The organism is Embleya sp. NPDC127516 (assembly GCF_044765325.1).
GTDB lineage: Bacteria > Actinomycetota > Actinomycetes > Streptomycetales > Streptomycetaceae > Embleya.
Window position 1 is genome coordinate 347,827 of sequence record NZ_JBIWJT010000011.1, and the last position, 11,079, is coordinate 358,905.

The 11,079-nt window shown below is 70.6% G+C and carries 10 protein-coding genes; 9 read left to right on the forward strand and 1 reads right to left on the reverse strand.

The window, feature by feature from the left end; all coding sequences use genetic code 11:
- Positions 1-93: 93 nt before the first annotated feature.
- The 8 genes from ACIRL2_RS23380 (at position 94) to ACIRL2_RS23415 (ending at position 8,834) form a co-directional block, all read left to right on the forward strand.
- Positions 94-1,608, forward strand: a complete 1,515-nt coding sequence (locus ACIRL2_RS23380; protein WP_402234305.1) for a TerD family protein — start codon at positions 94-96, stop codon at positions 1,606-1,608.
- A 214-nt stretch (positions 1,609-1,822) separates the two neighbouring features.
- The gene (locus ACIRL2_RS23385; RefSeq protein WP_402234321.1) at positions 1,823-3,109 is read left to right on the forward strand and encodes an extracellular solute-binding protein; all 1,287 of its coding nucleotides are present in this window, start codon (positions 1,823-1,825) and stop codon (positions 3,107-3,109) included.
- Positions 3,106-4,038, forward strand: coding sequence for a carbohydrate ABC transporter permease (locus tag ACIRL2_RS23390; RefSeq protein ID WP_402234307.1), 933 nt, complete (start codon positions 3,106-3,108; stop codon positions 4,036-4,038). Before ACIRL2_RS23385 ends, ACIRL2_RS23390 begins: the two co-directional genes overlap by 4 nt.
- Complete coding sequence (locus ACIRL2_RS23395) at positions 4,035-4,868, forward strand: carbohydrate ABC transporter permease (protein ID WP_395862840.1); 834 nt, start codon at positions 4,035-4,037, stop codon at positions 4,866-4,868. Before ACIRL2_RS23390 ends, ACIRL2_RS23395 begins: the two co-directional genes overlap by 4 nt.
- Positions 4,869-4,889: 21 nt before the next feature.
- On the forward strand, positions 4,890-5,492 hold the full coding sequence (gene nadD / locus ACIRL2_RS23400; protein ID WP_395862838.1) for a nicotinate-nucleotide adenylyltransferase: 603 nt from the start codon (positions 4,890-4,892) through the stop codon (positions 5,490-5,492).
- The gene (locus ACIRL2_RS23405; RefSeq protein ID WP_402234309.1) at positions 5,489-7,624 is read left to right on the forward strand and encodes an LCP family protein; all 2,136 of its coding nucleotides are present in this window, start codon (positions 5,489-5,491) and stop codon (positions 7,622-7,624) included. Before nadD ends, ACIRL2_RS23405 begins: the two co-directional genes overlap by 4 nt.
- Before the next feature lie 158 nt (positions 7,625-7,782).
- Positions 7,783-8,196, forward strand: a complete 414-nt coding sequence (gene rsfS / locus ACIRL2_RS23410) for a ribosome silencing factor (protein WP_402234310.1) — start codon at positions 7,783-7,785, stop codon at positions 8,194-8,196.
- On the forward strand, positions 8,193-8,834 hold the full coding sequence (locus tag ACIRL2_RS23415) for a histidine phosphatase family protein (RefSeq protein ID WP_395863453.1): 642 nt from the start codon (positions 8,193-8,195) through the stop codon (positions 8,832-8,834). The genes rsfS and ACIRL2_RS23415 overlap by 4 nt, the downstream gene beginning before the upstream one ends.
- Before the next feature lie 105 nt (positions 8,835-8,939).
- Here the strand turns inward: ACIRL2_RS23415 and ACIRL2_RS23420 are convergent, their stop codons facing one another.
- Entirely contained in the window at positions 8,940-9,515 is a 576-nt protein-coding gene (locus tag ACIRL2_RS23420; protein WP_395862832.1) for a helix-turn-helix transcriptional regulator, read from the reverse strand.
- 129 nt (positions 9,516-9,644) lie between these two features.
- Here ACIRL2_RS23420 and ACIRL2_RS23425 point away from each other — a divergent pair, with 129 nt between their 5' ends.
- Positions 9,645-10,784, forward strand: a complete 1,140-nt coding sequence (locus ACIRL2_RS23425; protein WP_395862830.1) for an LLM class flavin-dependent oxidoreductase — start codon at positions 9,645-9,647, stop codon at positions 10,782-10,784.
- Positions 10,785-11,079 lie beyond the last annotated feature (295 nt).

The following is an 11,079-nucleotide window of genomic DNA, read 5'->3' on the forward strand; positions in this document are numbered from 1 at the left end:
CTCCCGTGATCGCCGGGCCGGCCGTTGCCGTCCCGGCGCTTTGCCGTGCGCGTTAAGGTGACGCCAGGTCAGGGGCGGCTGGGGGAGGACCCGATGCGCACATTCGCGATGGGCGAAAAGACGAGGCTGGACGATTCGGCCATCAGGGTGGAGTTCGACGTGTCGGGCGAGGGTCTGGCCGCGTACTGCTTCAGCCTGGGCACGGCGGACCTGGACGTGGTCTGTACGGCCCGGCCGGCGTCGCTGATCAGTGCGGTCGCGCTGGTGGCCGGGGGCACCGGGACGGCCGAGTTCCATGTGGACCTGTCCGCCGTGGACGACGCGGTGGACCGCCTGGTGTTCGCGGTCGGTGCGCAGGCGCCGGGGTTCGGCGACGGTTCGCTGCTTCGGCTGCTCGGCGCGGACGGCGAGATCGGACGCTTCGTGCTGCCGGTCGCGGAGCTGACCCGCGAACGTGCGCTGATCCTGGCCGAGGTCTACCGGCGGGACGGCTGGCGATTCGGCGCGGTGGGCCAGGGCTACGAGGCGGGCGTGGACCAACTCGTGCGCGATCTGGGCGCGGATCCCGAACAGACGCTGATCGTGGCCGCGGTGATGGCGCACGAGGACGCGGTGGAGTCGGTGGAGCCGGTGACGGACGCGGCGGTACACCCGCCCGCCGGCGGCGCGACGCCCGAGGAGCGGAAGCCCGAGGACGCGAAGCCCGAGGACGCGAAGCCCGAGGACGCGAAGCCCGAGGACGCGAAGCCCGAGGACGCGAAGCCCGAGGACGCGAAGCCCGAGGACACGAAGCCCGAGGACACGAAGCCCGCCGACGCGAAGCCCGCCGACGCTCCGTCCGAGGACGTGCGCCCCGATGACGTGCGCCCCGACGACGCGCCGCCCGGCGACGCCACGGCGGCGGCAGCGGAACCGGAGCCGGTCGCGTCCATCGCTGCCGAGCCGGTGGCCGAAGTGGCAGCCGAAGCGGTGACCGAATCGGCCGACGAACCGGCCGCGCCCTCCCCGGCGGAGCACGAACCGGCCCCCGCCGAGCCGTTGCCGGCGCCCGCCACCGGCGAGACCCCACCCGCCGGCGTCTACGAGGGACGCGGCGACAAGGTCCTGTCGATCACCCGCCCGGTCGAGGCCGGCCCCTTCCTGGTCGAACTCGAGGGACGCGGCACCGACAACTTCGTGGTGTGGACGCTGGACGCCGACCTGGAGACGGACAAACTGCTGGCCAACGCGATCGGCGCCTACCGCGGCCGGGCGTTGGTGGACGAACGCAGCAGCCGCACCTCGCGCCTGAAGATCGAGGCCGACGGCGCGTGGACCGTGCGGCTGTTCGGCCCGGAGGCGGCCCGGCCGCTGACCGAGAGGCTGACCGGCACCGGCCCGGAGACGGTGCGCTGGGCCGGCCCGCGCACGGTGCTCGTGATGACGCATCGGGGTACCGGAAACTTCATCGTCGGCACCTTCGCCGACCACGGCGGCGACGAGTCCTATCTCGGCACCCTGGCCAACGCGATCGGCGACTACGAGGGCGAGTCGATCCTGCCCAAGGGTCCCTGCCTGATCGAACTCGAGGCCGACGGCGACTGGACGCTGACCCCGGTCCTCGACTGAACGCCCCTCCACGACACGCTAGCCCCCGGCCCCGCACCAGCCCACCACCCCAACGCCCGAAAGCCCGGGCCGCCCGCCTCCGATACCGGAGACGGGCGACCCGCGGCGCGTGGTGGCGGACGGGTGGGTCCGAATGGCGTACCGACACGCCACCATTCGGGGGATATTAAAGCGATAAGAACGGTTTGCTTGATCTGCTGAGCCCGTGAACCACATGCTGCGTCGTCGCGGACTCTGGGCCGTCGCGCTCGCGCTGGTCGCCTCCGTCGTCGGGTGTGGAGGCGGCAGCTCGGGCCCACCGGTGCTCAACTGGTACGTGCCGCCGGACAACGGGGCCTACCAAAAGCTCGCCGACCGGTGCAGCCAGGCGTCGGGCGGTGCCTACCGGGTCAAGGTCTCGGTGTTGCCCACCGACGCGTCCGGGCAGCGCGAGCAGTTGGTCCGGCGGCTGGCCGCCAAGGACTCCTCGATCGACGTGATGGCGCTCGACCCGGTCTTCGTACCGGAGTTCGCCGAGGCGGGCTTCCTGCGCCCGTTCGACCCGGCCGAGGCCGCCGCGCTCACCGAGGGCATGCTCAGCAGCGCGGTGGAGTCCTCGGTCTGGCGCGCTCGCCTGGTCGCCGCCCCGTTCCGGGCGAACACCCAACTCCTGTGGTACCGCAAGTCGGTCGCCGCGGCAGCCGGGCTCGACCTGAGCCGCCCGGTGAGCTGGGACGAGGTGATCACCGCCGCGGAGAAGACGCGCAAGACGGTCTCGGTGCCCGCCAAGCGCTACGAGGGCATCACGGTCTGGGTCAACGGCCTGGTCACCGGCGCCGGCGGCGCGATCGTGCGCGACGTGGAGAAGGGCGTCGACCTCAAACCCACGCTCCAGGAGGGCGGTTCGGGCAAACGCGCCGCCGAGGTCATGCGCCGGCTGGGCCGCTCCCCCGCCGCCCCGGCCAACCTGGCCACCTCGATCGAGGACGACACCAGGACCACGTTCCAATCCGGCTCGGGCGGCTTCATGGTCAACTGGACGTACGCGCGCGGCGCCGCGGCCGAGGCGGTCGACGACGGCCAACTCTCGCGCGAGGTGCTCGACGACTACGGCTGGGCGCGCTACCCGCAGACCGACGCCGGCAAGGCGTCCAAGCCGCCGTTCGGCGGAATCGCCCTGGGGGTCAGCAAGTACGGCAAGCACAGCGCGGCGGCGGTGAGCGCGGTGCGCTGCGCGGGCACGCTGGAGAACCAGATCACCTACATGCTGGAGTCGAAGGAGACCACGGCCAAGGCCGCCGCCTACGACGACCCGCGCGTGCGCGAGGCGTTGCCGATGGCCGACCTGATCAGGGAGTCGCTGGACCAGGCCGGCCCGCGCCCGCGCACCCCGTACTACAACGACGTGTCCGCGTCCGTACAGCGGATGTACCACCCGCCCGCGGACGTCGACCCGAACACCGCCCCGCGCAGAACCGACGACCTGATCACCGGGGTCCTGCACGACCGGGTGCTGCTGTGAGCACGGTATCCACGGCCGGCACCGCGCCCCGGCACAAGAAGCCCCGGAAACAGCGAGATCACGCCCAGCGCATGCGGCGCACCGGGTGGATGCTCTCCGCGCCCGCCGTGTTGATCATGATCCTGGTCGCGATCGCGCCGCTGCTCGACGCCGGTTGGCTCTCGCTCTTCCACAAGCGGCTGACCACCCCGGAGGCGAACTCGTTCGCGGGCCTGTCGAACTACTGGGTCGTGCTCAAGGACCCGCTGTGGTGGACCGACGTGTGGACCACGCTGGCGCTGACCGTGGTGACCGTCTCGGTCGAGTTCGTGATCGGCTTCGGGCTCGCCCAGTTGATGCAGCGCGCGCTCCACCTGCGCCGCACGCTGCGCACCATCGTGCTCGTCCCGTACGGCATCGTCACCGTCGTCTCCGCCTACGCCTGGCGCTACGCGTTCGACCCCTCGACCGGGTTCGTCAACGACTGGTTCGGCACCGACATCGCGTGGTTCGACCACCGCTGGACCGCGCTGTTCGTGATCGCCCTCTCGGAGATCTGGAAGACCACGCCGTTCATGTCGCTGCTGCTGCTCGGCGGCCTCATCCAGGTCTCCTCGGACGTGCACGAGGCGGCGCGCGTGGACGGCGCGGGACCGTGGCAGCGGCTCACCCGGGTCACCCTGCCGATCATGAAGCAGGCGATCCTGGTCGCGCTGCTGTTCCGCACGATGGACGCGTTTCGGATCTTCGACTCCGTGTTCGTGATGACCGGCGGTGCCAACGACACCGAGACGGTGTCCTTCCTGGCTTATCGGCAATTGGTCAGCCGCACCGCGCTGGGCCTGGGCTCGGCGATCTCGGTACTGCTGTTCGCCTGCGTCCTGCTGATCGCGTTCATGTTCATCAAGCTCTTCCGTACCGACGTGAGCAAGCTCGGGAGCCCCGCGTGAGTCAGCCCAGTCCGGCCCGCGAGGGCGCCCGTGTCCTGGTCACCGTCCTGGTGATCGCGATCACCGTGCTGCCGCTGGCCTGGATGGTGTCCCTGTCGTTCAAGGGCGGCGACGACATCAACAACGCGAAGTTCCTGCCCACCACCTGGAGTTGGGAGAACTACCGGACCGTCTTCAAGAACGACCTGTTCACCGACGCGCTGCGCAACTCGATCGGCATCTCGCTGATCGCCACGGTGATCGCGGTCGCGTGCGCGACCGGCACCGCGTATGCGATCGTGCGGATGGAGTTCCCGGGCAAACGGCTGATCCTGCTCGGCGCGCTGGCGATCGCGATGTTCCCGACCATCGCGGTGGTCGGGCCGCTGTTCGACATGTGGCGCCGCATCGGCCTGTTCGACACCTGGATCGGGCTGATCCTGCCGTATCTCTCCTTCACGATGCCGCTCTCGATCTGGACGCTGACCTCGTTCTTCAAGCAGATTCCGTGGGCCCTGGAGGACGCCGCGCGGATCGACGGCGCGTCCGCGTGGCAGGCGTTTCGCTACGTGATCGCGCCGATGGCGGTGCCCGCCGTGGTGACCACCGCGATCCTGGTGTTCTTCTTCGCCTGGAACGACTTCGTCTTCTCCGTGTCGCTGACCTCGACCAACAGCTCCCGTACGGTGCCCGCCGCGCTGGCCTTCTTCACCGGCGCGTCGCAGTTCCAGCAGCCCACCGCCGCGATCGCCGCGGCGTCGGTCGTGGTGAGCATTCCGGTCGTCGTTCTCGTGCTGGTCTTCCAGCGGCGCATCGTCGCGGGCATCACCTCGGGCGCGGTCAAGGAGTAGGGACCGATAGATTCTCGCGCCATGAGCGAGCGGAACAGACGTGTCGGTGTCATGGGCGGCACCTTCGATCCCATCCATCACGGGCACCTCGTCGCCGCGAGCGAGGTCGCGGGCCAGTTCGGGCTCGACGAGGTGGTGTTCGTGCCGACCGGTCGGCCGTGGCAGAAGTTCGCGCAGGACGTGTCCTCGCCCGAGGACCGCTACCTGATGACGGTGATCGCCACCGCGTCCAACCCGACCTTCTCGGTCAGCCGGGTGGACATCGACCGCGAGGGCGAGACGTACACCCTCGACACCCTGCGCGACCTGCGCGAGTCCTCTCCCGAGGGGACCGAGATATTCTTCATCACCGGCGCCGACGCGCTGTCCCAGATCTTCTCCTGGCACAACGCGCACGAGATGTTCGAGCTCGCGCATTTCGTGGGTTGCACCCGTCCGGGGCACACTCTGTCCGACCCGGGTTTCCCGGACGGGGGCGTGAGCCTGGTCGAGGTCCCCGCGCTGGCCATCTCGTCGACCGACATCCGTGCAAGGGTGGCCGGGGGTGATCCGGTCTGGTACCTGGTGCCGGACGGGGTCGTCCAATACATCAGCAAGCGGCGGCTGTACCGGGGAGCTTCGTGAGCAACGACGACCGGCGCGAGTGGGAGCCTTACGGCACCGAGCAAGGGGACGGCGGACAGGCGCAGGAGCCGTACGGCACCGAACGAGGCGACGGCGGACAGGTCCAGGGGCAACAGCCGGGATACGGCTCGTACGCGCCCGACGGCGGCTTCACGGGATACGACCCGCAGCCGCCGGCGGCGCCGGGGTCGGGTCCGCAGGGGCTGGAGCCGGTGTACTTCGCTCCACAACAGCAGTACCCGTACGACCCGAACGCCTACGACCCGAACGCGTATCCGCCCGGGACCTACGCACCGGGCGGCTACGAGTCGACCGGCTACGAGCCGAGCGCGTACGACCCGGGCACCGGCGCGGGGACGTACGACCCGAACGGCTACGGCACCGGCGGCGCGGGCCAGGGCGGCTACGACCCCAACGCCTACGACCCCAACGCGTACGACCCCAACGGCTACGACCCGACGGGTCGACCGGCCGAGGCATATCCGCCGCAGGGCGGTCGGGGCGGGTTCGCCGACCCGCAGCAGGGCTACTACGAACAGCAGCAGCCCACGGCGTACTACGAGCAGCCCGCCGCACCTCCCGCGCCGCCTGTGGTGCCCGGTAGCCGACCCGAGCCCGCGCCCGGTCCCGCCGCGCCGCTGCCGTCGGCCGGAACGGACCCGGCCTCGACCGGGATCGCGGCGGGCTCGATCCCGGTGCGCCCGGCCCGGCCGGCCCGCTCGCGGTCGGAGGCGACCGGCGCGGCCACGGCTTCGCCGTCGCCCACGCCCTCGTCCTCGGCCTCGACTTCGGCCGAACGCGGGTCCGGGTCCGGCCGGTCCGCGGCCTCCACCGACGACGGCCGGGTGCCGCCGCCCAGGACGCGCAAGCCGGGTCCAGGCCGACCGGGCCGACCCGGTTACGGCTCGGACGAGTTCGCGTTCGTCGACGACGAGAGCGAGCAGGCCGAGGACGTCATCGACTGGCTGTCCTTCGCCGAGACCCGCTCCGAGCGCCGGGACGAGAAGCGTCGGGCGATCCGGCAGCGGCTGATCGCGCTCGCGGTGGTGCTCGCGGTGGCCCTGCTCGGGGTCGGCGGGTACTTCGCGTGGGACACCTGGATGCGCGACGAGAAGTCGGTCGCGGCCCCGGGCAAGAACGGCGGCGTGCTGGTGCAACTGCGCGCCAAGGACGGCAAGGCCGCCGCCAACGTGCTGCTCACGGTCGACCCGGCGAAGAACACCGCCTCCATGGTCAGCGTGTCCTCGGTCACCATCGTCAACTCCGACAACAGCTCCTTCCCGCTCGGTCAGCTGATGGCGGACGAGGGCCCGGGCGCGTCCCGGGACGCGCTGTCCGACCTGCTCGGCGTCAGGCTGGACGGCTCGTGGGTGATCTCGGAGCCGGTCCTGCAGGGCCTGGTCGACCTGGCCGGCGGCATCCAACTCAACGCCGATGTCGAGGTCAAGGGCCCGGACGGCAAGGTGCTGGTCGGACAGGGCCGCAATCCCGCGAACGGCGTCGCGGCGCTGGCCTTCGCCGGCTACAAGCAGCCCAACGAGGCGCCCGCGGTGGTCGGCGATCGGTTCGGCCGGGTCCTCCAGGGCCTGCTGACCGCGTTCCCGACCCAGCCGGACGCGGTCCTGTCGCTGCTGGCCAACATGGCCAACGTGCCCGACCCCTCGTTGCCGGACGACAAGCTCAGCGTCCTGCTCGCCAACCTGGCCAAGGCCACCCAGGCGAAGCAGATGCAGGTCCGGGCCCTCCCGGTCTCCGCGGACGGCATCCTGGACACCGCCGCGGCGCTGCCCATCGTGCGCGAGCTGCTCGGCGGCACGGTGCGCCAGGGCAAGGTCGAGGCGGGCCCGGCCCGGGTCATGGTGGAGGACGCGAGCGGCAAGCCCGCCTCCGGTCCGGACGCGCAGGCGCGGCTGCTCAACGCGGGCGTCACGTACGTTCCGGGCGGTGCCTCGGCCAAGCGCACGCAGCCGACGTCGACCGTGCAGTACGCCGACGACGCCCGAAAGGCGGACGCGGAACAGGTGGCGCTGACCCTGGCCCTGCCGGCGACGGCGGTGAAGAAGGCCACCGGCGAGATGCTCGCCGACGTGGTGGTCACGCTCGGCCAGGACTACAACCCGGACAAGCCGTAGCCGTCGCCGCGGTCGTTCCCGATTCCCGGTTCGGGGACGACCGCGGCGTGCCCGGGCGGGTGACCGCCGTGGGATCCGCGAAATAACGGGTGGCCGTCCGAGGCCCCGCGTGTGAGACCCTGAACGGTAATCCCCTTGTCGTCCGCAGGAAGCGAATCGTGACCGCAACCCCCTACGCCCTGGAGCTCGCCACCGCGGCTGCCGTGGCATGTGCAGAGAAGCTCGCCACCGACGTCGTCGCCTACGACGTGAGCGAGGTCGTCACGATCACCGACGTGTTCGTGCTCGCCTCCGCGTCCAACGACCGCCAGGTCAAGGCGATCATGGACGAGGTCGAGGAAGCGTTGCGCGGGCTCGGCGCCAAGCCGGTCCGGCGCGAGGGCGAGCGCGAAGGGCGCTGGATCCTCCTCGACTACATCGACATCGTGGTGCACGTCCAGCACGCCGAGGAGCGGGCCTACTACTCGCTCGAGAAGCTGTGGAAGGACTGCCCGCGGATCGAACTGCCGGAAGCGGTGCGGCTCGGCAACGAGCAGGCCAAGGCCGCCGAGGCGGCGGAGGGCGCGCTCTGAGCGGGAAGGGGCGCCGTGTCCTGCTGTGGCGGCACGGCCAGACCACGTGGAACGTCGAGCGGCGCTTCCAGGGCCAGACCGACATCCCGCTGACCGAGGCGGGCCTGGGCCAGGCCCGGCGCTCGGCCCGGCTGCTCGCCGCGCTGCGTCCGGACGCGATCATCGCCTCGGACCTGATCCGCGCGGTGGACACGGCCGCCGAACTGGCCCGGCTCGTCGACGTCCCGGTGACGCTGGATCCCGCGCTGCGCGAGACGTACGCGGGGGAGTGGCAGGGGTTGACCAACCGGGAGATCGAGGAGACCTTCCCGGAGCAGTTCGCCGCCTGGCGGCGCGGTGAGCCGGTGCGACGCGGCGGCGGCGAACTGGAGAGCGAGGTCGCCGACCGGATGGCTCAGGCGATCGACCTCGCGGTGGAGAAGCTGCCGGAGGACGGCACGCTGGTGGTGGTCTCGCACGGCGGCGCGATCCGTTGCGGACTCGGCGCGCTGCTGGGCCTGCCCCGGGAGACCTGGGGCGCGCTGGGCGCGCTGTCCAACTGCTGCTGGTCGGTGCTGGGCCCGGGCGTACGCGGATGGCGGTTGTTGGAGCACAACGCCGGCACCCTGCCCGAGCCGGTCATCGGCGACGACGACTGAGCCACGCACGACCAGGACGATCTCGGAGTCGGCGGCGCCCCGACGGGCGCCGCCCCTCGACTCCTGGATCGTTTTTTCATGTGCGCCCGCCGGTGAGGCGGGCGCTCACTCCTCGCCCGCCTGTTTGCGGTACAGCTCCTCCAGATCGGCGAGCATGCCGTCGGCGAGATCACGCTCGGCCTGCCAGTAGCGCTCGCTCCACTTGAGCACCAGGGCCGGGAACGGCCAGCGGTCCTGTGCCGAATCCTCGCTCGCGCGCACCTCGTCCAGCGTGGTCGCCGCGTAGTCGCGGTGCTCCACCAGGGTCTTGCGCAGCTCCTCGGGCTCGCTGAGGTGGCCGAGCCAGACCCGGAGCGCGACGCCGTGCTTGAGCACCGGCGGCCCGGCCGGGGTGTCCCGGGCCCAGGTGGCCAGCGCCTCCTGACCGGAATCGGTGATCCGGTAGAGCCGCTTGTTGCGCAGTTCGTCCTGGGAGGCGATGCGCGAGACGGCGAAGCCGAGCTGCTCCAGGCGCTTGAGCTCGCTGTAGATCTGGCTCAGCGCCGGGCTCCAGTAGAAGAAGCGCAGGGAAGCGTCGGCCCACTTCTTGAGGTCGTAGCCGGAGCGCTCGCCCGGGAACGACAAGAGGCCGAGCACGGCCCACGCGGTAGCGGGCAGCTTCGGGAGCGGATCCCCCGTCATCGTGGCCTCCATCGGTGCGCGTTCGGTACGCGTCAACTTTTTCTGATTCTACGTCAGCCGGCTATTGACCTGACTGGTCGTCATATATCTAATTGAAGTATTCCACGCCACGCGCACCAGGAGTACGGCATGCAGTTCTCGATGATCTTCGAAGCCCAGATGGCCAACCCCACGGCGGAACACGAGCGCGAGGTCATCCTCAACTCCGTGGATCAGGCCGTATACGCCGAGCAGATGGGCTTCGACCGGATCTGGGCCGTCGAGCACCACTCGACCAAGTGGTACTCACACATGAGCGCGCCGGAGATCTTCCTGACCTGGGTCGCCGCGCGGACCAGCCGGATCCGGATCGCGCACGGCGCGGTCTGCATGCCGTTCAACTTCAACCACCCGGCCCGGGTCGCCGAGCGGATCGGCATGCTCGACACGCTCTCCGGCGGGCGGCTCGACGTGGGCGCGGCCCGGGGCGGCACGCTCCAGGAGTCCACGCTGTGCGGCGTGGACATCGAGCAGACCAAGGCCCAGGTCGAGGAGGCGCTGCGGATCATCGGCGCCGCGTGGCAGCGGGACGAGCTCGAATGGCACGGCGACGTGCTCGACATCGAGGGCTCGCACCCGATCCTGCCGCGCCCGGTGCAGACCCCGCACCCGCCGCTGTTCCTGGCCTGCAGCAAGCAGCCGAGCCTGGTCGAGGCGGCGGAGTACGGCGTCGGCGCGCTGGTGCTCGGCTTCGCCGGTCCCGAGGAGGTGGCGAACCTCAACCAGATCTACCGGGACGCGATCAAGGAGCGCACCGGCGAGCGGTTCGTGTCCACGGTGACCAACGACCACCTGGTCGCGCTGTGTCCGACGATCGTCTCCGAGGACGGCGCCCGCGCCCGTCAGGTCGGCGCGCGCGGTCAGCGCTTCTTCGCGCAGTCGATCGCGCACTGGTTCTCCGGCGGCAAGTCCGGCATCCCGGACGAGGCCGTGGTCGAGGGCCGGGACGAGGTGGCGATCATCAACGAGGCCGCCGAGCAGCAGGTCGCGATGCTGCACGAGGCGAAGATCCCGGTCACGGTGAACGCGACCGCGACGTACAACATCAACCACGCCTACGGGACGGCGGAGGACGCGATCGGCTACGTGCAGAAGCTGATCGACGCGGGTGCGGACGAGATCATGTGCCTGATCCAGATGGGCACGATCCCGCAAGAGGACTGCATGGAGACGATCCGGATCTGGGGCGAGAAGGTCATCCCGCACTTCCGGGCCAAGTACGGGGCCTGACGGGGATCGAGACTTCGTCCGGGCGTGATACGCACACCGTGGTCGCCTTGGACGAGGAAAGCGCGGCCGGATCCGGTGCGGAGGACCGGGTCCGGCTGTGTTGATTGGGCGACTTCGTCGGCGGCTCGCGAAGGGGTGGGGTGGGTCGTGGGTCGTGGGTGGGGGCGTGGGGTGGCGGGGCGGAGTCGTGGGTGAGGCGATGCTGTTTGTTGGGCGACTTCGTCGCCGGCTCGCGAGGCACCGCTTTTTCTTTCCCCCGCTTCGCTCCTCCAAGAAAAAGCGGTGCCTCGCTCGG

Bases quoted from the DNA above. Each gene is read 5' to 3' on its own strand.
- ACIRL2_RS23420 (WP_395862832.1), bottom strand. From the start codon at position 9,515: ATGACGGGGGATCCGCTCCCGAAGCTGCCCGCTACCGCGTGGGCCGTG.
- ACIRL2_RS23385 (WP_402234321.1), top strand. From the start codon at position 1,823: ATGCTGCGTCGTCGCGGACTCTGGGCCGTCGCGCTCGCGCTGGTCGCC.
- nadD (WP_395862838.1), top strand. From the start codon at position 4,890: ATGAGCGAGCGGAACAGACGTGTCGGTGTCATGGGCGGCACCTTCGAT.
- ACIRL2_RS23425 (WP_395862830.1), top strand. From the start codon at position 9,645: ATGCAGTTCTCGATGATCTTCGAAGCCCAGATGGCCAACCCCACGGCG.
- ACIRL2_RS23380 (WP_402234305.1), top strand. From the start codon at position 94: ATGCGCACATTCGCGATGGGCGAAAAGACGAGGCTGGACGATTCGGCC.